The organism is Zafaria cholistanensis (assembly GCF_008580665.1).
Taxonomy (GTDB): domain Bacteria; phylum Actinomycetota; class Actinomycetes; order Actinomycetales; family Micrococcaceae; genus Zafaria; species Zafaria cholistanensis.
This window is the reverse complement of sequence record NZ_BKDJ01000001.1, coordinates 212,777-236,734: the sequence shown is the minus strand read 5'-3', so window position 1 is coordinate 236,734 and position 23,958 is coordinate 212,777. Positions and strand designations below refer to the sequence as shown.

The 23,958-nt window shown below is 70.9% G+C and carries 16 protein-coding genes; 5 read left to right on the top strand and 11 right to left on the bottom strand.

Annotated elements, in window-relative coordinates; translation table 11 throughout:
- Positions 1-111: 111 nt before the first annotated feature.
- The gene (locus NCCP_RS14890; RefSeq protein WP_172627247.1) at positions 112-270 is read right to left on the bottom strand and encodes a hypothetical protein; all 159 of its coding nucleotides are present in this window, start codon (positions 268-270) and stop codon (positions 112-114) included.
- A 204-nt stretch (positions 271-474) separates the two neighbouring features.
- On the opposite strand from NCCP_RS14890, the gene NCCP_RS01165 reads away from it, so the two are divergent.
- On the top strand, positions 475-1,467 hold the full coding sequence (locus NCCP_RS01165) for a hypothetical protein (protein WP_149955259.1): 993 nt from the start codon (positions 475-477) through the stop codon (positions 1,465-1,467).
- Between the two features lie 45 nt (positions 1,468-1,512).
- Here the strand turns inward: NCCP_RS01165 and NCCP_RS01160 are convergent, their stop codons facing one another.
- Positions 1,513-3,099, bottom strand: a complete 1,587-nt coding sequence (locus NCCP_RS01160; protein ID WP_149955258.1) for a chitinase — start codon at positions 3,097-3,099, stop codon at positions 1,513-1,515.
- Between the two features lie 249 nt (positions 3,100-3,348).
- On the opposite strand from NCCP_RS01160, the gene NCCP_RS01155 reads away from it, so the two are divergent.
- The 3 genes from NCCP_RS01155 to NCCP_RS01145 are packed head-to-tail and all read left to right on the top strand — an operon-like array spanning position 3,349 to position 7,781.
- The gene (locus tag NCCP_RS01155) at positions 3,349-5,706 is read left to right on the top strand and encodes a glycosyltransferase family 2 protein (protein ID WP_149955257.1); all 2,358 of its coding nucleotides are present in this window, start codon (positions 3,349-3,351) and stop codon (positions 5,704-5,706) included.
- Positions 5,696-6,220: a SpoIIAA family protein gene (locus NCCP_RS01150; protein ID WP_149955256.1), complete on the top strand. Its 525-nt coding sequence runs from the start codon at positions 5,696-5,698 to the stop codon at positions 6,218-6,220. The genes NCCP_RS01155 and NCCP_RS01150 overlap by 11 nt, the downstream gene beginning before the upstream one ends.
- Positions 6,213-7,781, top strand: coding sequence for a putative bifunctional diguanylate cyclase/phosphodiesterase (locus tag NCCP_RS01145; protein WP_149955255.1), 1,569 nt, complete (start codon positions 6,213-6,215; stop codon positions 7,779-7,781). Before NCCP_RS01150 ends, NCCP_RS01145 begins: the two co-directional genes overlap by 8 nt.
- A gap of 147 nt (positions 7,782-7,928) precedes the next feature.
- Here the strand turns inward: NCCP_RS01145 and groL are convergent, their stop codons facing one another.
- The 3 genes from groL to NCCP_RS01130 form a co-directional block, all read right to left on the bottom strand.
- Entirely contained in the window at positions 7,929-9,545 is a 1,617-nt protein-coding gene (groL, locus tag NCCP_RS01140; RefSeq protein WP_149955254.1) for a chaperonin GroEL, read from the bottom strand.
- 66 nt (positions 9,546-9,611) lie between these two features.
- Positions 9,612-9,908 (bottom strand): co-chaperone GroES, encoded by a 297-nt coding sequence (gene groES, locus NCCP_RS01135; protein WP_149955253.1) that lies wholly within the window; start codon positions 9,906-9,908, stop codon positions 9,612-9,614.
- Positions 9,909-10,082: 174 nt separating this feature from the next.
- Complete coding sequence (locus NCCP_RS01130) at positions 10,083-10,595, bottom strand: hypothetical protein (RefSeq protein WP_149955252.1); 513 nt, start codon at positions 10,593-10,595, stop codon at positions 10,083-10,085.
- A 110-nt stretch (positions 10,596-10,705) separates the two neighbouring features.
- Between NCCP_RS01130 and NCCP_RS01125 the strand changes: the two genes are divergently transcribed.
- Positions 10,706-11,950, top strand: a complete 1,245-nt coding sequence (locus tag NCCP_RS01125) for a THUMP-like domain-containing protein (RefSeq protein ID WP_149955251.1) — start codon at positions 10,706-10,708, stop codon at positions 11,948-11,950.
- Between the two features lie 48 nt (positions 11,951-11,998).
- Here the strand turns inward: NCCP_RS01125 and NCCP_RS14885 are convergent, their stop codons facing one another.
- The 6 genes from NCCP_RS14885 to NCCP_RS01100 all read right to left on the bottom strand — a co-directional run bounded on the left by NCCP_RS14885 (position 11,999) and on the right by NCCP_RS01100 (position 23,922).
- Complete coding sequence (locus NCCP_RS14885; protein WP_172627246.1) at positions 11,999-12,163, bottom strand: hypothetical protein; 165 nt, start codon at positions 12,161-12,163, stop codon at positions 11,999-12,001.
- A gap of 148 nt (positions 12,164-12,311) precedes the next feature.
- Positions 12,312-13,145 (bottom strand): hypothetical protein, encoded by an 834-nt coding sequence (locus NCCP_RS01120; RefSeq protein ID WP_149955250.1) that lies wholly within the window; start codon positions 13,143-13,145, stop codon positions 12,312-12,314.
- Complete coding sequence (locus NCCP_RS01115) at positions 13,145-14,344, bottom strand: heparan-alpha-glucosaminide N-acetyltransferase domain-containing protein (RefSeq protein ID WP_172627245.1); 1,200 nt, start codon at positions 14,342-14,344, stop codon at positions 13,145-13,147. Before NCCP_RS01115 ends, NCCP_RS01120 begins: the two co-directional genes overlap by 1 nt.
- A 64-nt stretch (positions 14,345-14,408) precedes the next feature.
- Entirely contained in the window at positions 14,409-18,272 is a 3,864-nt protein-coding gene (locus NCCP_RS01110; protein ID WP_225873602.1) for a Pls/PosA family non-ribosomal peptide synthetase, read from the bottom strand.
- Positions 18,273-19,333: 1,061 nt separating this feature from the next.
- Positions 19,334-21,937, bottom strand: a complete 2,604-nt coding sequence (locus NCCP_RS01105) for a helix-turn-helix transcriptional regulator (RefSeq protein ID WP_149955247.1) — start codon at positions 21,935-21,937, stop codon at positions 19,334-19,336.
- 176 nt (positions 21,938-22,113) lie between these two features.
- Entirely contained in the window at positions 22,114-23,922 is a 1,809-nt protein-coding gene (locus NCCP_RS01100; RefSeq protein WP_308655491.1) for a glycoside hydrolase family 3 protein, read from the bottom strand.
- Between the last annotated feature and the right edge of the window lie 36 nt (positions 23,923-23,958).

Sequence of the window (23,958 nt, the reverse complement as noted above, 5' to 3'; positions counted from 1 at the left end):
CCACCGCGCGGGCATGGTTCCGGGCGGGCTTGGTTCCGGGCGGGCAGCCCCACGGGTGGTGGGGCTGCCCGCTGCGCGGCCTAATTACGGCCTGGCACGGCCTAGTACGGCCTAGTACGGCCAGTTGCCACCGTAAGTGGTGGTGCTGTACGGCCAGTTGCCGCCGGCGTTGGCCTCGTCGGCCGTGGCAGAGCCCGCGGCGGCACCGCCGGTGACGAGGGCGGCGACGACCGCCAGGGCGGCGGCGGACTTCATCAGGAACTTCTTCATTTTTACCTTTGTCTCTGGTGGTGGTGGCTGCCGGAGCAGGGCGTCCCGAATGGACACTCTGGCCCGACACTATTCCATTGTTACTGGAGTGAAGGAAGGGAATTAAGTGAAAAAAGTGAGCAGCCGACAAACAATGTTCCAACATCCGGCCCGAAAAGCCTTGCCAAACCCCGGGTTCATGCACCTCTAGGACATACTGGTCCCATGCACCCGTCACACGTTCCGGGCGACCTCCGCGGCATTGAGGCGTTCCTTCGGCGCGCCCAGCGCCAGGGCGACCACGAGACGGTGATCCGCGCCGCGCGGGAAGGCGCCAAGGCTGCCCGCGCGCAGGACAACGCAGCGCTCCGGTGGCACTTCGAGCGGGCGCACGCCGAGGCGCTGCACGCACTGGACAGCTATCGGGACATGCTGGCCGTGGCGCGCCGCATGGGCTCCTCCCCCGCCGCGGCCGCCGACGCGGCCCTGCGGGCCCAGTCCCTGGTGCTGGAGTCGATCGCGCTGCGCTGCCAGGGACGCCTTTCCGCCGCCTCCAACTGCGCCGGGGAGGCACTGGGACTGTTGGGTCCGGCCCCGCGAACCACGGAAATACGCGCACAGGCCTTCCAGGCCCTTATCGCGGCGCTGGTCGAGGCCGGCCGCAGCCAGGAAGCATGGGCCCGGCAGGCCGACCTGGCGTTGTTGCTGGAATCCGCCGCCGACGCACAGACCGCGGGCAAGGGGTTCTGGACCCTGGGCAATCTTGCCTTCCTGGTCGGGGAAACCGACTGCGGCCTCGACTACCACGCGCGCGCGTCTTCCCTGCTCTCCTCCGCCAACGACATACAGCTCTGGGCCCGTTTCAACCGGGCTTCCGCGGACCTGCAGCTCCAGGCGGGCCTCGCGATCGAACAAACCCGCGACTGCATCGAACGGGCCATGCTGGCGCATGAAGTCATGGCCGCTACGGAGATGGACCGGGTGGGGCTTGCCGTTGCCCGGGCACGATGGGACCTGGCCACCAACGCCCCCGAGGCGGCCGATGAAGTCCTCGCCACGGAACTTTCGCGCGTCAGCGACCGTGCCGCCGCGTACCTGGTCCCCGCTTACCGGGTCTGGGGCACAGCCCTTGAGGCGCTCAAGCGTCCCGAGGCTGCGCAGAAGTTCGCCGAGGCTGCCCGCCTGGAAGCCCTCGCCGGCGGGGACGCGGCGGGGTAGCCCAAATCCTTTTCCCCGCCGCCCTGCGGCCCGGGATGCCGCGCGTCAGGAACCCGAGGACTTCTTGAACGCCACCACGAGGGCCTTGACCTGGTCGTTCGCCAACACCCGCCAGGGTGTGTTCGCGGCCGAGCGGAGCGCCGCTTCGGGGCTCTCCGCGGTGTTCCACCACTTCGCCTCCAGCACCCGCCCTTCGAACAGCACGCGGTCTCCCTTGGAGTAGGCCCTCTTGGGCGACCAGTTCGGGTAAAGCCCCTTCGGGGCGGTCACGGGCTTCTCCGGTTTGTCGCCCGGAAGCACCGGCCCCACCAGTGTCCAGGGGGTTTCCGCCGCGGCCGCCACCGGGGCATCGGGCGCGTCGCCCTGCGTCCACCATTTCGCCTCGTAGACGTTGCCGCGCCACACGACCCGTTCCGCCTCCACGTAGGCGGCCTCCTCCTCCCAGATCGGGTACGGGCTGGTTTCCGGGTTGTCGACGATCGCCGTGGCCGCCGGGGCCGACTGGGCCGCCTGAAGGCCACCGGACGGTGCGGCCGCCGGGGGCGGAGCCACCTTCTCGATGTTCTGCGCCAACAGGGAGGAGAACTCCCCCTGCCCCTGCGGAACGCCGCTGCAGTTGTTGGAGACCCGCGTCGGGTCCGGGTAGTTCGGGCCGCAGTCGAAGTCCCGGTTGGCCGACCACAGGGAGACGCGGCCCACGCCCACCTCCAATGCAAAAGCGTTGAGGTCCCTGGCGTCCTGCAGCGTGAAGATCTCCCCCATCAGGTCGTTCTGGCCGAGCATTGGGGTCAGCCCGATCTTGCTCCAGAGCGACATTTCCCCCCACTCCTCGCCGTGGGAGCCGTAAAGTTCCTTCAACTGCTGATGGGCGCTGCGGGCGGCCTGGATGGAGGCCGCGGCCATCGACTGCCCGGCGGAGCGCGTTTCGCCGAAATTCATGGTCATCAGGTTTACGCCGGCCAGATCGACGCCGCCGGCCACGTACCGTTCCACCTCGGCCAGTCCGGCCGCCGTCAGGCCCCCGGTCGCCACGGGCAGGGTCAGCCACACCTCCAGGGGTTTGCCGGCGGCCGAGAAGCGGCCCTGCAACTCCCGCACCGCCTGGACCCGGCGCGCGGAGGCGGCCGGGTTTTCCAGCGCGGGACCCTCGATGTCCAGGTCAAGGGTGGACGAATCGTAGCGCTCCAGCAGGTCTGCATAGGCGGTAACCAACTGGGCCGGATCCTCGCAGGCCACGGCCGGCTCCTCATTGATCAGCCCTCCGGTGGACACCACCACGGATGCGCCGGCCTCATGCACCCGCGCCACCCGGCGGTCCAGGTCGAAGGTCCCGGCAGCCTCGTCCATCGAGTAGTAGCCGCCCCACGAGGGCCGGCACGGTTTTTCGGGATCGGCCACCGCAAACGCCAGGACCACCCGCTCGCCCGCGGCGACGCCATCCCCGATGGGATAGAAGGGCGTCGAGGTCGCGTCCACGTAGGGGCCGAACCACGAATGGGTTTGCTCCGCCTGGGCGGCGTCCTTCACCTTGCCCCAGGAGAGCAGCGCTCCCTGGACTAAAAGGGCGGCGATGGCGAGGACAATGGAGAGCCTGACGACGGAAAGCCGCCGTCCCGCAAAACGTGAAGCCATGGTTCCCACCCTTTTCCAGCGGCGGCGCCGGGCACCGCCTGCGGCCCTCCGGCATCGGTTTCGGGCACCTCTGCGGACACCGCCCCGCGCCATGTCGGAGCGTTATATGCGACCGCACCGATCCACAGCGTAACGCAGTGCGTTACAATCGGACGAAACCCGGGTAGCAAGCGTCACAACATTGCGGTGGGGTTGTCAAAGCAGCACCTTTTTATGTAACCAGTTTTATATAACCAGAAGGCACAGCGGATGACCTACAGCAGCACTGCTGCCACGCCGGAAAGGCCTGGAAGCCCGGCCACTCCGCAGGCGCCCGCCCCCGAAGGGGCTCCCCGCCGCCGCCAGTGGGGTTCTGAACGCCGCTCGGAGCCGCTCTCGATCGTCCATCCCACCCCCTCCAAGCGGAAACTTGCCTGGGGCCGGCTGGCCATTGCCGCGACCCTCACCTTCTGGGCGCTCTATATCATCACCACGGTCCTGCGGCAGCTGGCGAACAATCCCGGCGTGGGATTCCGTTTCCAGTTCGAGGCCGTCCTTTACCTGGTGGTGGTCACGTTCCTGACATTCTCGGCGCTGATGTACCTCACGGCCCGGCAGGCGGCGCTGCACCGTTTCGCCGAGCACAAGCGTGCCCCCCGCGGCGAACTGGACCGCCACTTCCGGGATTACGACAAGGGCATTACGGTCCTGGTGCCCAGCTATGCCGAAGAGCCGGCGGTCGTGCGCGGAACGCTGTGGTCCGCCGCCCTCCAGGAGTTTCCCGACCTGCGGATCGTGCTGCTGATCGATGACCATCCGTTCCCCACCGATCCCGAGGTCGCGGCCAAGCTCGAAGCGACGCGCAGCCTTGCGGCCTCGATCGAAAGTGCGCTGCACGTTCCGCACCGGCAGGCCCTGGCCTCCCTGGAGGCCTTCCGGCAGGCCCGGGGGGCGGGGGCCACCGCCGAGGAACTGCTGCCGCAGCTGTCGGGAAGCTACCGGCATTCGGCCGAATGGCTCGAGGCCATGGCCGAGGCCGAACCGGTCAACGACCACGTCGACGAGTTCTTCATTGACTCGGTCCTCATGGGCCTGTCCCGGGAGCTGCGCCTGACCCTGCTGGCCCTGACGGCGGCCGAGGCCCAGAACACCGCCCCCGCCCTGGAGCGGCTGGAGGAACTGCACCTTCGCCTGGTCAGGATCTTCAGCGCCAAGCTGACCTACTTCGAACGCAAGCGCTACGCGAACCTCTCCCCCGAGGCGAACAAGGCGATGAACCTGAATTCCTACATCGCCGTCATGGGCCGGCGCTGGCTCCTCGACCCGCGTGGCGATGCGCTGGTCCTGCGGGAAATGGAGGACGCGGAGGAAGCGGAGCCGGACAGGGTGCTGGACATCCCCGACAGCGAATACCTGCTGACCCTGGACGCGGACTCGCTGTTGCTGCGCGACTACTGCCTGCGCCTGGTGTACTTCCTCGAGTCGGAGGAAAACGCCCGGGTCGCCGTGACCCAGACCCCCTATTCGTCCTTCCGCGGCGCCCCCACGCGCATCGAACGGGTGGCCGGCGCCACCACCGACATCCAGCACATCCTGCACCAGGGCATGACCGCCCACGGGGCCACCTTCTGGGTCGGAGCCAACGCCATCATCCGTAAGCAGGCCCTGTTGGACATCGCGGAGGTCAACACGGTCGGCGGATACGAGATCCACACCTACATCCAGGACCGCACGGTCATCGAGGACACCGAATCCAGCGTCGACCTCGGAACCTACGGATGGCAGTTGGCCAACTACCCCGAACGCCTCAGCTACAGCGCCACTCCCCCCGACTTCGGGTCCCTGGTGGTGCAGCGGCGCCGCTGGGCCAACGGTGGCCTGCTCATCCTGCCGAAGTTTTGGAGGCAGCTGCGCGAACGCCGTTTCCAGCGCCAGCCCCTTCAGCTGCGCGAAATCCTGCTGCGGGTAAATTACATGGCCTCGATCACCTGGGCCAGCGTGGGGCTGGTCTTCCTCCTGGCCTATCCCTACGACAGCCGGCTCCTGAGCCCGTTCATCTTTGCCGCAGCCGTGCCCTACTTCCTGTGCATGGGCTCGGACCTGCGCGACTGCGGCCACCGGTTCTCAGATATTTTCCGGATCTACGGCTTCAACCTGGTGCTGCTGCCGGTGAACCTGGCCGGGGTCCTGAAATCCATCCAGCAGGCGTTCACCGGCGAAAAGATCCCCTTCGTCCGCACGCCCAAGGTCCGCGACCGCACCGCCTCCCCCGGCCTCTATGTGGTGGTCCCCTACCTGATCGTGGCGTTCTCCCTGTTCACCCTGTGGCGGGACGTGCGGGAGCAGAACTGGGGCAACGCCGTGTTCGCCGGGTTCAACGCCATCTCGGCCCTTTTCGCCATCCGCGCCTACATCGGGATCAAGAACTCGCTGGTGGACATGGGGCTGGGTCTGCTCAACTGGCTGTTCGTCGCTCCCAAGGAGAAACCCGCCGCAAAACCGGCTCCGGCACCGGCGGCGCCGGAGAACACAGACTGGGCAACTATCCTTTATCAAGGTGACCGGCGCTTGAACCGGGACCTACGCGGTTCCAAGGACCGCAGGAGGAGGATTGGCGTTGGCAAGTAGCACCGGAACCTGGACCCAAGGCAGTGGGGCCAGCGATCCTGCTGTCCTGCCGGCCCCGGAGGCCGCCGGCCCGCCGGCCCCGAGCCCTCCCGCCCCTGCCCCTCCGGCCCCTGCCCCTTCCCCCCTTGGCCCGCACTCCGCGGATTCCACCGCGTCCCCGGACACCACCACGTTCCGCCCCCTTCCCGGCGGCGTCCTGGAGGTCGGATTCGCGCCGCGCACCACCTTGACCGCGCGGCTGGTCAGGCAGCTCTCCGACGCCGCAGCGGGGAGCGGATCCGGGCAGGTGCCGGCGCACCTGCTGGTCCACGTCTCCGCGCTGGACGGGGTCGCTCCCCGCGCCTCCTGCGTGCTGGGCGGTTTCGATGGAATCGGACGGATCGCGTTTTTGGGCAGCGGCCCCGCCGACCGCGTCACCGCACGGTTCATGATGTCCGCGCTGCCGCACGGAACCGAGGCCCGCTACCTCGAGGACCGGGACGAGGCGCTCCACTACCTGAAGCGCGATGCCTGAACCGGCATCGTCAGTCCCTCCCGGGGACGACCGGATTGAACGCATCGTCGCGGCCATCCTGGACATCGCGGACCGGAAGTTCACCACCGGACTGCAGCCGAGCCCGCGCCGGGACGAGATCGACGCGATCATCGTCGGAGTGAACACCATGGCCATGGAGCTGTCCCAGGCCTATGCCACCCTGGATCAGCGGGTCGCCGAGCGCACCGCGCAGCTGGAGGAGGCCCGGGACCGGCTGCAGGTCCTGGCCTATTCGGATCCCCTGACCGGGCTGGCGAACCGCGGGGCCCTGCTCCGCGAGATCGAGCACAGCCTGGACGAACACCGCCGCGGGGAACCTGCTCCCCTCCTGATGCTGCTGGACCTGGACGCCTTCAAGAGCATCAATGACACGTACGGGCACGCGGCCGGGGACCGGGTGCTGGGCATCGTGGCGGACCGGCTGCGCGAAGGGGTGCGCGCCGGGGACATCATTGCCCGCCTGGGCGGGGACGAGTTCGCGGTCCTGCTGCCGGCGGGGTGCCCCTTCCCGGGCGAAGTCGGCAACCGCCTGATCGAACTGATCAATAAGGAAATCAAGATTCGCGGCGTCTCGGTCTCCCCGGGAGCCAGCTTGGGCATGGCCCACGCAACCCCGGAGCACGACGCGAACCGGCTGCTGGTGGAGGCGGACACGGCCATGTACGTGGCCAAACAGTCCAACGGCCGCAAGGTGCAGGAGTTCGAGGACTTCATGCTCTACGAGCGCCAGGAGAAGACCCTGCTGCTGCGGGACCTGCGGGCCGCACTGGAGACCCCGCAGGTCTTCCCGGTGTACCAGCCCATCGTGGACATTGAATCGGGCCGCTGGGTGGGAGTCGAGGCCCTGGCCCGGTGGAACCACCCGGACCGCGGCCTGGTGGTGCCGGACCAGTTCCTGGGCCTGGCGGAGGAAGCGCGCCTGCTGCCGCGGCTGACCGCCCGGATCCTGGACTCCACGCTGAAGGACCTGGCCCGGTGGCGTCGCACCGGTCTGGTCGGCGAGGGCTTCACCCTGCATGTGAACGTCACCCCGGCGGAACTGCACATGCTGGATTTCCCCGACATCGTCCGCGCGGCCCTGCGCCGCCAGGGGCTGCCCGCGTCCTGCCTGGCCATCGAGGTCACCGAGCACAACCTGATCAGCGGCGACTCGCTGGACCGGTATTCGCTGCTGGCCCTGCAGCGGATGGGTGTCGCCACGGAGATCGACGACTTCGGCACCGGCTACTCCTCCATCGGGTACCTGAACCGGCTGCCCGTCTCCGGGGTGAAGCTGGACCGCTCGCTGATCCTGGGCATCGAATGGGACCAGCAGCAGCTGGCGCTGCTGGCCGCCACCCTGGGCCTGGTCAAGGCCTGCCAGCTGGGCTGCATTGTTGAAGGCGTGGAGACCCAGGACCAGGCCGACCTGCTGCGCCACTTGGGCTTCAGCCGCGCACAGGGCTACTTCTACAGCCGCCCCGTTCCGGCCGCGGAACTGGTAGCGGCACTTCCCGCCCGCACCGCGGAGGGATCCGGCCCGGCCGCTCCGGAGGCCTAGGTGGCTGCCCGGCAACAGCACGCTGCCGGGCAACAGCACACAGCACGACGGCGGGGCCCCGCCCACCGCACGCAGGTGCGGAAGGCGGGGCCCCGCCGTCGTGCCGCCACACCGGTCCCTGGGGTCCGGTCAGGCGGAGTGCCGGGGCTAGTGGCTGTGGCCCGCGTGCGCGGGCGCGTCCTCTTCGGCCGGCTTCTCGACCACGAGGGTTTCGGTGGTCAGCACCAGCGCGGCGATGGAGGCGGCGTTGCGCAGGGCGGAGCGGGTGACCTTCACCGGGTCGATCACGCCGGCTGCCAGCAGGTCCTCGTACACACCGGTCTTGGCGTTGAAGCCCTGGTTGAGGCCGGACTCGGAGACCTTGTTGGCCACCACGTAGCCGTCGACGCCGGCGTTTTGGGCGATCCAGCGCAGCGGCTGGACCAGCGCGCGGCGCACGATGCCCACGCCCGCCACGGCGTCGCCCTCGAGGGCGAGCACGGCCGGGTCGGTGTCCAGCACGGCCAGCGCGTCGACGAGGGCGGTGCCGCCGCCGGCGACGATGCCTTCCTCAAGCGCGGCGCGGGTGGAGGACACGGCGTCCTCGATGCGGTGCTTGCGCTCCTTGAGCTCGACCTCGGTCGCGGCGCCGACCTTGATGACGCCGATGCCGCCGGCGAGCTTGGCCAGGCGCTCCTGCAGCTTCTCGCGGTCCCACTCGGAGTCCGTGCGGGAGAGCTCGGCCTTCATCTGGGCCACGCGCTCGGCGAGGTCGGCCTCGGAGCCGGCACCGTCGACGATCGTGGTGGAGTCCTTGGTGATGGTGACGCGGCGGGCGGTGCCGAGCACCTCGAGGCCCACCTGGTCCAGCTTCAGGCCCAGGTCCGGGGAGACGACCTGCGCGCCGGTGAGGATCGCGAGGTCCTGCAGCATGGCCTTGCGGCGGTCGCCGAAGCCCGGGGCCTTGACGGCCACGGCGTTGAGGGTGCCGCGGATCTTGTTCACCACGAGGGTGGACAGTGCCTCTCCCTCGACGTCTTCGGCAATGATGAACAGCGGCTTGCCGGCCTGCAGCACCTTCTCCAGCACCGGCAGGAACTCCTGCACGGTGGAGATCTTGCCGGAGTTGATCAGGATCAGCGGGTTTTCCAGGACGGCTTCCTGGCGCTCCGGGTCGGTCACGAAGTTCGGGGACAGGTAGCCCTTGTCGAACTGCATGCCCTCGGTGAGGACCAGTTCGGTCTGCGTGGTGGAGGATTCCTCGATGGTGATGACACCCTCGGTGCCGACCTTGCCGAAGGCCTCGGCCAGCAGCTCGCCGATCTCCTCGCTCTGGGCGGAGATGGCCGCCACGTTGGCGACCTGGTTGCCTTCGACGGGACGGGCGTTCTCGGCCAGGCGGGCCGCAACGGCCTCGACGGCGACCTCGATGCCGCGCTTGACCTCGCCGGGGGCGGCGCCGGAGGCCACGTTGCGCAGGCCCTCCTTGACCAGGGCCTGGGCCAGCACGGTGGCGGTGGTGGTGCCGTCGCCGGCGACGTCGTTGGTCTTGGTGGCGACCTCCTTGGCCAGCTGGGCGCCGAGGTTCTCGTACGGGTCGTCCAGCTCCACCTCGCGGGCAATCGTGACGCCGTCGTTGGTGATGGTCGGCGCGCCCCACTTCTTGTCCAGGACGACGTTGCGCCCGCGCGGGCCCAGCGTCACCTTGACGGTGTTGGCGAGCTTGTCGACGCCGGCCTCGAGGGCCTTGCGGGCGTCATGGTTGAAGGCAAGCTGCTTTGCCATGCTTTTAACTCCTAGATCATGTGCAGGAAGCCCCGGCCGGGGGCCGGGGCTTCGAGCGCTGGAAAACTACTTGACGACGATCGCGAGGACGTCGCGGGCGGACAGCACCAGGAACTCCTGGCCGCCCACCTTCACCTCGGTTCCCCCGTACTTGGAGTAGAGCACAATGTCACCCTCGGCCACGTCGACCGGGACGCGGTTGCCGTTGTCGTCGACACGGCCCGGGCCCACGGCGACAACCTTCGCCTCCTGCGGCTTTTCCTTGGCGGTGTCGGGGATGACCAGGCCGGAGGCCGTGGTCTGTTCAGCCTCGAGCGGCTGGACAACGATGCGATCCTCGAGGGGCTTGATGGAGACCGGCATGCGGCACTCTCCTTTGCGTGAGTTACCTAATGGTTTACGGGGCCGTTGGGCGTACCAACCGTCGTCGCGGTGCCAGCTGGCAAGTACCTCAGGCTTTGGCACCCGGACCGGCCGAGTGCCAAGAACGACTCTAGGCAAGGGTTAGCACTCGGTCAAGGCGAGTGCCAATTTGCGTCACATCGCGGCGCGCCTGCGCTCCCGCAGGACCCCGAAGGCGCCCACGCAGATCGCCGCCAGGGAAACGACGACGGCGGCCACGAATCCGCCCAGCGGCACGCCCAGCAACTCCCGCACGGCCTCGCCCTCGGGGCCGGCGGCAAAGTAGGCGTAGCCGGCACGGACGGAGGTCCCCACCAGGACCAGGTGCAGGACGAACGAGGCGGCGAGGGCCAGGGCGGATACCGCCCCGACGGCCATCCCCCCGTACAGCAGCACCCGGAAGGCCCTGCCGGCCGCACCGACCGGCACGGGCCCGGCGGCCTCGGCCGCCGCATGCGCGTCCACGGCCTCCGGGAACCGGGCCAGGAGCCCCTCTCCCCCGCCGTCTCCCGTGCCGTCTGCTGCACTGGCTGCTGCACTGCCTGCTGCACTGCCTGTTGTACTGGCTGCTGCGCTGTCTCCCGCGCCGTCTTCCGGCACCCCGTCCTGCGGACCCATGCGCACGGTCCTGTCCTGTTCATCCACCACCCCACCACCGTACCCCCCTGCCCCGACGCATTGGCCCGCGGTGCCCTTGGGGACCCCCCGGCCCATAGCGTCCAGGCAGCTCCCGCACCCGGCCGCCTACACTGGAGCGCATGGTTTCACCCTCCACCGGCCCCGCCGACCAGCTTGCCCCCGTCCTGACTCCCGAGGGCTGGGCGCTGCTCAACACCGTGGACCCGGCCGCCGCCCGCACCGAACAGGGCGCCTTCGACCTCAACCTGGCCCTGCGCAAGGCCGGACACACCCCGGAAGTGGCCACCGCCGTCGTGCACCAGGCCCGCCTGCGTGCCAGGGGCGAGGCCAAGTTCGGCCCGTTCGCCGCGAGCATGGTCTTCACCCAGGCCGGACTGGAGCAGGCGACCCGGCTGAACGTGGCCGCCCTGCACGCACAGCGTTTCTCCAACGCGGGCCTCACCCGCGTCGCGGACCTGGGCTGCGGGATCGGGGCCGACGCGATGGCCATGGCGACCCTGGACCTGGACGTGACCGCCGTCGAACTGGACGAGGCCACCGCCGCGGCCGCGACCCTGAACCTCATGCCGTGGCCGAACGCGCGCGTGGTGAACGCGGACGCCACCGGCTTTGACCTGGCCGGCTTCGACGGGGTCTGGCTGGACCCGGCACGGCGCACCACCTCCACGTCCGGCACCTCGCGCATCTTTGACCCGGAGGCGTTCAGTCCCCCGCTGTCCTTCGTGGAGAAGCTGGCCGACGCCGGGTTGCCGGTGGGCGTGAAGCTGGGCCCGGGCATCCCGCACGCCTCGGTTCCGGCCGGCTGCGAGGCCCAGTGGGTGTCGGTGGACGGGGCGGTCACCGAGGTGGCCCTGTGGTTCGGCCCGCTGGCCCGGCCGGGCGTGCGGCGCGCGGCGCTGGTGATCGGGGCGCACGGCGGCGCGGAACTGACCAGCGGCGAGGAGTACGACGCCGGCGCCCCCGCCCGCGCCGAGCTGGGCGGGATCGGGGGGTACCTGTATGAGCCGGACGGCGCGGTCATCCGTGCCGGGCTGGTCGCCGAGGCGGTGGAACTGGCCGACGGGTACCTGTTGGACCCGCACATCGCCTATTTCTGCGCCCCCGGGCTGGTGCGCACGCCCTTTGCCCGCGCCTACCGGGTGCTGGAGGTGATGCCGTACCACGTGAAGAAGCTGCGCGCGTGGGTCAAGCAGCGCGGCATCGGGGTCCTGGAGATCAAGAAGCGCGGGGTGGACGTGACCCCGGACGAGCTGCGCAAGGTCCTGCTGGCCGGGGCGGGCAAGTCCGCGAAGGCGAAGGCCACGCTGGTGCTCACCCGCATCGGGGAGCACCGGGTCGCGGTGGAGGTGGAACCGGTCGCCTAGCACCGGGGGCGGGACGGCCCTCAGGCACCGGGTGTGCCTGCCCGGCGGCTATTCGCCCGTCGCCTCCGACGCGCTGGCGTTGCGCCGCCACCGCTCCCTGGCCTCCTCGGTCAGGGAGTCCCATGGAGGTGCCTCCGGCATCCAAAGGCCCGGAAGCAGTTTGGCCCGCTCCTCGTAGAGTTCCCGGCCCGGGTCCGGCCCGTCGATCGTCACTGTTGCACCTGTTGCCTGCACCTTGGCCCTAAATCCGTGATGTCCCGCCTCGCCGCGGTCGGTTCGGAGCCAGTTTAGGACAGGCTGGCCGGCTGCAGGCCGGAAATGCCCCGGCGGACAGCAAACTCTGGGCCCGCGGACAGCCTGTTCACAGCCCCGCCGGCGGGCTCGGCGGAGGCGTGGCCGGGTTGGTGGCGGCGGTCGCCGGGGCGGCAAAGACGTCCGGCTCCACCCCCATGATGATCCGGTCTCCGGGCACGGCAGTGCGCAGCAGGGTGGTGACAGTGTCCAGGTCGGTGGAGATGCAGCCCACCGTCACCGAGTTGCCGGTGTGCAGGAAGATGGCGTAGGAGGCGCCCTGCACCGTGGGCATGTCCGGTTCGCGGTTCCAGTTGATGACGGCCGCCTGCTCGTAGTGGCCCTGGCGCATGTAGTGCCACAGGTTCTCGTCCGCCCGGCCCCCGCGGCCCTCGAAGTACTGGTTGTAGGTGGGCCCGTGTTCCCCGCCCCACCGGGACCGCCGGTTGATGGTGTGGTATTCCAGGGCCGTGCCGGGGTCGGCCCGGCCCAGGGCCTCCGTGAAGGTGAATGATCCCACCGGGGAGTAGCCGGTGTCCTCCCACATCTGCCCCGGCGGGGCGAACCCGGAGACGCCGGCAAACCCGGTGGCCTGCCATTCCTGGATGTACCCCCGGGCAGTCCTGGCGCACCCGGTGATCAGCACCCGGGATTCGCCATAGGCGGCCGCCGTGGCAAAGGTGACCCGGCGCGCGCCGTGGGCGGGGTAGGCCACCTGGCCGGCGTTCAGCCGGGCGCAGGGGCCGGCTTCCGGCAGGGCAGCCTGGACCGTGCCCTTTTCCGCCGGGACGCCGTTCCCCCCTCCCGGCCGAAGCACGTCCACCAACAGCAGCATGGCCAACAGCGCCAGCACCGCCACCCCGGCGCTGGCGCTCCACCACCGCGGGCGGGACCGGTGTCCCATCAGCCCGGGCCCGTCCGGGCTGCGGTCCTCCGGCCGCGGGTGGCGGCCGGACCGATCCAGGCTCCCGTGCGCTTGGCGGCAAGGGAGACCAGTCCCTCCAGGGGCCCGGGCCTGCCTTCGGTGACATTGCGCCAAATCAAGGCGAACAGCAACGCGCCGGCCACGTGCACGGCCAGGGCCGCCCAGGGGTGGCGCAGCAGCAGGCCCGTGGACAGGAGCACCAGGTGGCCGGTGTAGAGCGTGAGCGTCATTCCCCCCATCACGGCCAGCGGTGCCAGCACCGCGCCCCCGGCGCGGGACAGCAGCAGCAGTCCCCCCAACGCCGCCAGGGCCGTTCCGGTGGTGGCGATGATTTCCGGCGGGGTGGTCGAGTAGGGGGCCAGCACGGCCAGCCACCAGTGGGTGGTGGTGGGCAGGCCGAAGTCCGGGCCGTAGACCAGCAGTTCCTCCAGTTCTGCCGCTTTCAGCCCCGGCGTCGCGGCCAGGATCCGTTCCCGCCCGCCCAGCGGACCCATCATCAGCAGCGAGGCCAGCCAGCCGGCCGCCGCCAGCAGCACGCCGCCGGCCACCAGCCGCACCTGGATGGCCCTGGACCTCAGGTCCAGGCGCCCCACGGCCAGCCCGGCGCAGATGTAGGCCATCCACGGGACGGCGGGATAGCTGCCGGTGAACAGCAGGACGGCGGCCACGGTCCCGGGGCGGGCGACCAGGTCCGTCAGTGTCGGGTCGTAGCCGTCCAGGTCGGGGAGCCAGTCGCGCACCTCCTGCATCAGGAGCGGCCCCAGGACCGCAAAGCCCAGGGCGGCGAGGGCCAGCGTACGCGGGCCCAGGCCCAGGAGCGGCACCGCCAGCAGGAACATGGCCCCGTAGTATCCCAGGATGATTGCTGCCGGCGGGTCCAGGTAGGCCACCCCCAGCCCGATGGCGCCGACGGCAAGCGCCCTCACGGCCAGCGCGGCCCGGGCCCCGGCCAGGGCCTGCCCGGAGAGCAGCCCGGCGCCACCGGAGGTGAAGGTGAGCGACACCCCGGCCAGCAGGGCGAACAGCGCGGCCGCACGGCCCGCGAGCAGCGTCCACACCGGGCTGGTCCCGGACTCCTCCGTCCAGGCCGGCACGAGGTGGATGGCCATCATGCCCAGCAGCGCCACGCCCCGCGCCACATCCACCCCCTTCAGGCGTTTCCCCGCGGGCTTGGTCATCGGAGGTTCCACTCCGTCTCCCCTGGGCAGGGACTGACCGGGTGAGGGTGCTCCCTGGCCCATCTCAGGCCCTGTCCGCTGCGGGGGCTTCGCGTACCCAGTTCCGGATCGGGTTGCCTGTCCAGCTGCCCCCGGGCGGTACGGCCTCGGCGCGCATGACCAGCGAGCAGGCACCGACCGTGGCCCGCTCCCCCAGCGTGCTGCCCGGCAGGACGATGCTGTTGGGGCCGAGGGTGGAGCCGGCCTCCAGCACCACCCGGTCCATGCGCATGATGCGGTCGTGGAAGAGGTGGGTCTGCAGCACCGTGCCCCGGTTGATGCTGGCCCCGTCCCCCAGCCGGATCAGGTCGAATTCGGGCAGCCACCACGTTTCGCACCACACGCCGCGGCCCACCCTGGTTCCCATCAGCCGCAGCCAGAAGTTCAGCAGCGGGGTGCCCAGGCTCATCCGGACCAGCCCGGCCACCGCGAGCGATTCGGAGAACACGTCGGCCAGCTCATTGCGCCAAATGAAGGAGCTCCAGAGGGGATGTTCGGAGGGCTTGAACCTGCCCATCAGCGCCCATTTGGCCGCCAGCGCCGCCAGGCAGCCGGCAATGCCGCTGGCCAGCAGGACCGGCCCGGACCAGGCCACCATGGCCGGCAGGCCGGCCTCGGCCTGGATGGTGAAGAGCACCAGGACGGTGGCCAGCGCCAGCCACGCGGTGATGACGGCCGGCAGGATCCGGCAGATTTCGACGGCAGCCCGCGCCACCAGCAGGCGCCGGGGCGGGTCGTAGGTCCGTGACGTGTCGGCGTCGTCCACCGGCCGGGGCAGTTCCACGGCGGGACGGCCGAACCAGGACGAGTCCGGCGGCATGTGGCGGGGCGCGGAGGAGAGGACGGCGATCAGGGAGTTCTCCGGGACCTCGCGGTCCGGCCCCACGATGGCCGAGTTTCCGACGAAGGACCGGCTTCCCACCCTCGCGTGCCCCAGGTGCAGCCAGTCCTCGCGGGCCCGCGGGGCGGAAACCATTGAATGGTCGGCCAGGAAGGAGCGGTCCTCCACCGTGGTCAGGTGCGGCAGCGTCTCCACCGTGGAAATCTCCACGTTGCGGCCCACCGTGGCCCCCAGGAGGCGCATCCAGGCCGGGGTGGCCAGGCTGGCGTAGAGCGGGTAGGTGGAGATCAGGGACTTGGCGAGCAGGGCGTTGGTCAGCCACGCCGCCCAGGCCGCGGTTCCGTGCAGCGGATGGAAACCGGGCGCCAGCAGTGGCCGGAGGGCGCGCACCAGAGCCACCGTCAGGCACAGGTAGGTGCCCAGGGTCGCCACGACGAACACCGGGCTCCACAGCGCCAGGGTCCACAGCGCCGTCTCCAGGCGGCTGATGCCGGCAATGACGTGCACCATCAGCAGGCCACCCGGAAGCACGCTCAGCAGGGGCAGCAGGGCCAGCAGCATCAGGGACAGCGGGTAGAGGAGGTCGACCCTGACCTGGCGCCGCTGCCTGAGGGGTTTCTGCGGCCAGCCCCCGCCGGCGGTTCCCACGCGCACCATCGCCGACCCCTCCCACAGTTCGCCCGCCGGGACGGTGCCGTCCACGCAGGTTCCCGGCGCCACCTCGGCGCCGGCCTCGACGCGGCCGCCGCCCATCAGGGTGGAGCGGGTGCCCACGCGGGCCCCGGCTCCGATCCACACCGGCCCGATGCGCAACTGGTCGCCGTCGAGCCAGTGCCCGGCCAGGTCCACCTCGTACTCGATGGCCGCCCCGTCGCCGATGGAGGCCAGCCCGGTGACCGGCGGCATGGTATCCAGGTGGACGTCCCGGCCCACCGAGCAGCCCAGGGCCCTGGCGTACCAGGGGGCCAGCGGGGTGCCCATGACCGGTTCCAGCTTGCAGAAGGTGACGATCCGTTCCACCGCCCACAGGCGCAGGTGCACCCACCCGCCCCGGGGATAGGTGCCCGGGCGGACTCCGGCGAGCAGGATGCGGGCGGATCCGACGGCGAACAGGAACCGGAACGGCAGGCTGTACAGCACCACCCATGCCGCCAGCGTCGGCAGCAGCGGGGGGTTGGGCATCCACGGGGCGTCGGTCACCCGGAAAAGCACCGCGCACACCACCGCCATGCCCGCCACGTAGCGCAGTCCAGCCACCCCGTAGAGGCCCAGCACCACCGGGATCTGCACCAGGCCCGTCCACCACGGGGTGGGACGGATGGTCCGCCCGGACCCGGTGGCGGCACCGAGCCGGCCCAGCATCCCGGCCATGCCTCCCAGGGTGGGGTGGGCGTAGATGTCCGCGATGGAGACATCCGGATAGCGGGTCCGCAATGCGGACACCAGTTGGGCGGCGGCCGTGCTGGCGCCGCCGACGGTGAAGAAGTCGGTGTCCTCGGTCAGCGGGACCGGTCCCAACAGGTCCGTCCAGTGCCCGGCCAGCCAGGCGGCCTCCCCGCTGAGGTGCCCGCCGCCCTCCGCGCCGCCCGGGCTCGCCGGGAGCGGCCAGGGAAGGGCCTTGCGGTCCACCTTCCCGGAGGTCTTGGTTGGAAGGCTGTCGATGATCCCCAGCGCCGGGACCAGCTGGGCCGGCAGTTGCCCGGCCAGCCGGGCGCGGGCCGCGGCCAGGTCCAGGCTCACTCCGGCCTCCGGCACCAGGTAGCCGGCAAGGACCTTGTTGCCGCTGGGGGTCGACTGCACGGCGGCGGCCGCGGTGGCCACCCCCGGCAGCGCGGAAAGGGCTTTGTCGATCTCCCCCAGCTCCACGCGCCGCCCGGCGAGCTTAACCTGTTCGTCGGCCCGGCCCACGAACACCAGGCCGTGCGGATCGGCCAGCACCAGGTCCCCGCTGCGGTAGGCGCGGTCCCACCCGAGGGAGGGCATGGGCGCGTACTTCTCCGCGTCTTTGGCCGGGTCCAGGTACCGGCCCAGCCCGACCCCGCCGATAATCAGTTCGCCCTCTTCGCCCCAAGAGACCGGCCGGCCGCCGGCATCCACCACCGCAAGGTCCCACCCCTGCAGCGGCAGGCCGATCCGGGCCGGCGGGGTCCCGTCCAGCCGCGCTCCGCACGCGATCACGGTGGCCTCGGTGGGGCCGTAGGTGTTCCATACCTCCCGGGTGGGGCCGGCCAGTCGCGCGACGAGTTCGTTCGGGCAGGCCTCTCCGCCGAAGATCAGCAGCCGGACGTCCTCCAGCGCCTCCGCCGGCCACAGGGCCGCCAGCGTCGGAACGGTGGACACCACGGTGATGCGCCGTCCGGCAAGCCACGGCCCCAGGTCCGCCCCCGAGCGCACCACCGCCCGCGGAGCCGGGACCAGGCAGGCGCCGTTACGCCATGCCAGCCACATCTCCTCGCAGGAGGCGTCGAAGGCCACCGACAGGCCCGCCAACACGCGGTCCCCCGGGCCCAGCGGGCGCTCGGTGCAGAACATCCGCGCTTCCGCATCGGCCCAGGCGGCCGCGGACCGGTGGGTGATCGCCACGCCCTTGGGCTTGCCGGTGGAGCCGGAGGTGAAGATGATCCAGGCGTCGTCGTCCAGCGAGGGCTGCGGAACCTGTCCCGTCGGCGCGACGCCGGGGATCACCTCGATCTCAAGCCCGGCCCCAATGACAGCGCAGACGCCGGCTTCCTCCCATACAGTTTGTGCCCGTTCATCGGGCTCGTCCGCGTCCACGGGGACGTAGGCTGCCCCCGAGGCCAGCACGCCGAGGATGGCGATGTAGAGGTCCGCCGAACCGGACGGCACCCGCACCCCGACCCGGTCTCCCGCGCCGACGTCGGAGCTCCACAGGCGGCGGGCCAGGCCCTCCATGCGCTCCTTCAGCTCCCGGTAGGTCACCGGGCCTGTCCCGTCGTCCAGGGCGGCCGCGGTGGGGTGGGTGTCGATGGTGTGGTTGATGATGTCCAGCAGTGTCCGTTCCGGCGGCGCCGGCAGGGTGGGGAACACCGCCGCCTCCGGACCGAACCGTGGCGCGGCGGACTGCCCCTCCCCCGCCGCGGGCCACACGGCCTGCGTTCCTGCTTCCGGTGCCACCGGCGGCGGTGCGGCGGTCAGCTGCACCGCCGTTCCCGGCGCCTCTTCCAATTTCCCCGTTCCGAAACTACGGTCGTACTTCACAGCGAAGCTCCCCCCAGATACCTCAAGCAGATTCAGCTACCTCAAGCAGATTCAGATACTTTCATCAGGTGTTTCGCTTGGCTGACCGGGGGATTCCGGCCGTGCTGCCCGCCAGGCCGCAACCGCCGGCCTACCCCCGCAGGGAGCGGCCGGCCGGCCGCGCCCGCAGGAGAACGCCCAGCGGACCATGCCCCTGGGCGGTGGATTGGATGGTGGTGTGAGTGGTGGCGGAGCGTCAGCGCTGGCCCGCGGAAGCCTTCCCCTGCTTCCCCCGCCAGCGGCCAACACCGGTGCCCGGGCAGGGCCGCAGCCCCTCGGACACCACATTTCAGATTTGTAATCCCCCGAATGCAGCTGTGTTTCCACTGTATAAACCGGAGTCCGGCGCCCACATGAGTAGCCACTACTCAGATCAGGGCTGCATTACGCGGGTCCCATCCGCACACGCCCCGGCGCTACGCAGACCGGGCCCTTAAGTGCACCCCCCCTGCCAGCCTTCCCCCTGCCAGCCTTCCCCCTGGCAACCGGAACCGCACCGGCACCTGGGAGGCACAACACGGGGAGACATAACAAAGGCCGCCGCGGCACGCTTGGGGGAAAGCGCCGCGACGGCCTTGTGTTCTTCCAAAGGGCCATGGTCCCGAACGGGGGGCATGGGCCTTTGGGTGAAGCGCGCCGGGCTTTCGGGGGAAACAGCGGACCATAAGGTCGGCATGCCCGGCATTGTGCGCCGCCGGGGGGGGAATACCGCGGCGCAGCCTCAAGTATGCCCGCCTCCCGGAAGGCAAAAACGCGATTGGTTCCGGAACATTGCGTTAATCACCCGTTCGTTCACCCGTCATCCGGGTGGCCCGGCCACCCGCTTTTCCGGCGCCTATATTCCCCCGCCCCTATTCCCCGGGGCCGTCAATGATCCCGCGCGAGGCGGCACGGAGCAGTGCCTCGGCCCGAGTGGCCGCTCCCAGTTTCCGGTAGATGCGCCTGGCGTGGGTCTTGACCGTGTTCAGTGACAAGTGCAGATCGTCCGCCACGTTCTGGAGCGTCCGGTGGGAGGCGAGCGAGCGGAGGACTTCGACTTCGCGGTCGCTGAGCTCCCCCGCCAGGGAGGCCTCGCCGATCGCCAGGATCGGTTTCAGGGCAGGCGGATGGAGCTCCGCCAGGATCCCCAGCCGCTGAAGGAGGCCGCGTTCGGACTCGCTCAGGATCAGCCACGGACCGCGGAGGCCGTTCTGCCGGCAGAGGGCATCCGCGGCGAGCGCGCTTTCGCGGCCTGTCCGGACATCGCCCTGCAGGGCGGCGGTGACCGCCCCAAGGAATCCGCCGACGGCCCGCCAGCGCGGCTGGTCCTTGTCGATGCGCGCCATTATGCGGCCCAGCTCCGTGGCAGAGGTCCTGCCCACCGCCAGGGCAAGCCGCAGGCCCAGCAGCTTGCCCACCACGGAGGAAGCCGCTCCGGTTCCCACCAGCCGCCGGGCTTCGCCAAAGTCGCCGAGGATCAGCCGCAGGTAGGCCGCCGATGCCTTGCGTTCCGCCTCATCGACGCCAATCCGGGAACTGGCGGGGATGTCTTCCGTTTCCTGTTCCAGCCGCTCCAGGCGGTCGTGGACCAGTGGCCGGCCGGCCGGGACGGACGCGGCGTAGACGGTCAGCCACAGGAATTCGGCCATGCTCCGGGGCCGCTGCAGCATGTGCGCGGTGCGGCCGGCGCCCACGGAGTCCAGCAGCAGGCGGGCGGTGGGGAGGTCGCCTGACTCGGCCAGGAACACGGCCTTCGCCATCCGGTACGCCGCCCCCCGGTCGCCCTCCAGCCAGTCGGCGGGCCACCCGCTCCGTTCCAGGTCCTCAAGTGCTGAACCGCACTGTGTCATGAAACCGGCGAGCGCCAGCGCCAGCGCTTCCAGGCATGCGGCCCGGAAGCGGGTGAGGTCGGTCTGGGCGCTGGCCCTGCGTTCCCGAAGGCTGCGGACGAGCTGGGACACCACCCCGTGCCGGTCCTCGTGGAGCAGTATTTCCGCCGCAACAAGCGCCGCGCGGTCCGCGGCCGCCTGGGCGGCCCCCTCGAAACCTCCGCTGGACTGGACCAGGGAGGCGACGCGGGTGGCGGCCTCAACGCCGGCGCGGCGGTCCCCGGCGAGCGTGGCATAGAAGGCGATCATCGAGTCGAACACGCAGCGCCGCAGGGGCTCCCGCCGCCAGGCCTTGGCGACGCCAGGGTCCTGCAGCTGCCTCTGAAGATCGGCCAGGAGGGAGGGATCCCAAGTGCCAAAGTCGCGGGCGGCCCAGTCCATGGTGAAATCCAGGTGGTCCAGCAGCAGCGTCCGCGGGCCCGGGCCGGGGACGGAACGGCGGATGGCAAACCACTGCTGCGGGGTCAGGGAATCGAGTTCGGCGCTCCGGTCCAGGAGCAGCGCGTCAATGTCCCGTCCCCGCAGGGCGGCCAAGGCCGCCTTGAGGGCCGGGACGAACTCCGCGTGGTCAAAGGCCCACAGGGCCATCCGTTTCTGCGCGGCCATGGTGTCCAGCCCCAACCGGTGCTCTGCCATGGTCCCCGCCCGGCGCCACGGCTCCACCACCCGGGTGCGCAGAAGTCCGCCGGCGTTCCCGTAGTCCAGCAGGCCCAGCGCCTCGATCCGCTCCCTGACCTGTTCGACGGCGGCGGGGCCGGCCGCTTCCTCCGGCAGGCCGGGGACGCCGTCGGCCAGCAGTGCCAGCAGTTCCGGGCCGGTGCCGGCCGCGGTGTCGATGGCCCGCAGCGCCACGGCGGCGAGCCCCTGGAGCGGCTCGGGGAACTCGAAGACCCAATGGCGTTGATACACCATGCGCGCCAGCGCCTCCCCCGGGCAGGTGCGCATGGCGGTGTCCAAATCGCCGGGGTTGCCCGGGTCGAAGGCGCCGAAATACATCCGCACCAGGCCGGGCATTCCCTGCGCGGCCTCGCGGAGCCGTTCGGAGAGCATCGGCGCGTCCGGATAGCCGTGCCGCATGCCCAGCAGATTCACCTCGGCTGCCGTGAAGGCGAGCTCGTCCGGCCCGATGACCCGCGTGGAGAAGGGCAGGGTCGGGGCCGCCAGTTCCAAGGAGGTTGGGTACCTCGCCGTCATGACGATCCGCAGGTCCGGGCACCGGGCTAGCAGTTCGGGGATCGTTGAGGCGGCCAGGGTTTCAGTGGCGGCCGGGTCCTGGACGCGCAGTCCCGCATGGTCCATCACCAGCACGCGCGGTCCCCCGCCAAGCCTTCCCAGCGCCGCCAGGACCGCGTCCGCGGTGGCGGGCGGTTCCCGTCCCGTGTCCCACCAGGCGTAGCCGGCACCATCGGATTCCTCCGCGCGGATCCGGTCCCGGACCCACTGCGCCAGGGCAAACGTCTTGCCGGCAAAGGCAGGGGCGCGCAGGATCGTCAGCCGCTGCCGGCCGTCGAGGGCCGCGGTGATCCGTTCCCGGGACACGGCGATGCCTGCCGGCTCCGGCATGTGTTCCGGCATGTGTTCCGGCATGTGCTCCAGCAGGTGCTGCCTCAGCTTGCACTCCTCCCATGCGCAGGGTGGTGGTGGACGGACGGACCCAAGGGTAGCAATGGTTGCCGAAGCCCGGGCCGCGCACGGGCCTGCGCCCGGGACGGGAACGGCGCGGCTGCGGTTGCGGCTGGCGGCTTGCGGCTGGCGGCTTGCGGCTAGGGACAGCCGGCGCCGCGGGGGTAGCGTCCGGCGCCGGCGGGCAGCTTGCCGGGGGCCTCCGCCTTTCCCGCCAGCACGTCGGCGAGCGCGGCAAAGGATTCGGGGGTGCGTCCGTAGAGGGCAATCCGGGCGGTCCGCGCCGTGGACCCGGCCAGGCCCCACGGGGCGTCCAGGGCCACCACGATGTCCCCGGTCCCGGTGGCGGTCCCGCTGCCCAGCAGCCTCACCAGTGTCTCTTTCCCGGAGGACGCGGCGGAGCCGGCAACGTCGAGCCCAGCCTTCCCGGCCGCGGTGCGCAGCCGGGCCCGGTCCTGGGGGGTGCCGCCCTCGATCCGCAGCTTTCCGGAGACCAGCGCGCCGTCACATTTCCCGGTCACCACCGTGACGGCGGAGCGGGCGGCCTCAAGCCCCACGTCCCGGCCGGCGCCCGGGGCGGCCGGAGGAACCCGGGGCCGGTCCGGCCCTTCCCCGGAGGCCTCCCCGGAAGCCGGTGCGGAGGCGGACGCGGAAGCGGCCAGCCGTTGTTGCCAGAGCATCATCGTGCCCACCTTGGCGGCGGCCTCGTCCAGCCGGGCCGCGGGCACCTCGCCGGAGCGGACGGCCTCCACGATGGCGGCGTGGGCCGGGGCGATCGCCTGCGGCATCAGCAGCAGGTCGGCCCCCGCCCTGAGCGCCTCCACGGCGGCCCTGCCCTGGGGGTAGGACGCGGTGACCGCGCCCATGTTCAGCGCATCGGTGACCGCGACGCCGCTGAACCCCAGCCCTTCCAGGGCCCGGTAGCTGGCGGCGGAGAGGGAGGCCGGCACCCCCTCCTCCAGTTCGGGGACGGAGACGTGCCCCATCATGACCATCGGCGCCCCGGCCTTCACCGCGTCGCGGAACGGCACCCAGTCCCGGGCGGACAGTTCCCGGAGGGAGGATTCCTGCACGGGCAGTCCCACGTGGGAGTCCGTGGCCACCGAGCCGTGGCCCGGAAAATGCTTGACCGCGGGCAGCACCCCGGCGTCCAGCGCGCCGGCCAGCGCGGCCACGGTGTGCCCGGCCACGGCGTCGGGATCGTCGCCGAAGGAGCGGGAGCCGATCGTGGGGTCGGAGGCCCCGGTGGTGACGTCCGCCACCGGGGAAAAGTTCATGGTGAAGCCCAGCCGGGCCAGCTCGGCATCCATCGCCGCCTGCGCCCGCCGGGTCAGGGCGGGGTCCCCGGCCGCACCCAGCGCCATCGGCGCCGGCCACTCCGTCAGCGGCTGCTTCAGCCGCTGCACCATCCCGCCCTCCTGGTCCACAGCCACGATCCCGGGCCAGTCCCGCCCGTCGGAAAGCACCTTCTGGAAGCCGGCCACCACGCGGGCCAGCTTGTCCGTGTCCGCCGCGGAGGTGCCGGTGGTGGGCACGTTGCCGCCCATGATCATCACTCCGCCCAGGTGCAGCTTCCGGGCCAGCGCCAGCTGGGCCTCCGGATCCGTCCCGGAGTAGTGGTCCACCAGGACCTGCCCGGCCTTCTCCTCCAGGTCCATCTGCGCGACGGCGGCGCGGGCGGCGGCGGCGTCGCTGGCCAGCGGCCCCCAACCGGTGGGCGGGTCCTGTGCCGGGTCGGAGGACTGCACCGTGCCGGGGGACTGCGCCGGGCCGGAGGACTGCGCGGGGCCGGAGGACTGCGCGGGGCCGGAGGACTGCGCGGGGCCGGAGGACGACGCCGGCGTGCCGGCCGCCGTCGTTCCGCTTTCGGGCGCGGGGCCGGTGCAGGCTGCCAGGGCCGTGCCCGCAGCCAGCAGCAGGACGGTCGTTGTCCGGAAAAAGCGCGCCACGATCCCAGTCTACGGGCCGATAGGATGAGTGGACCC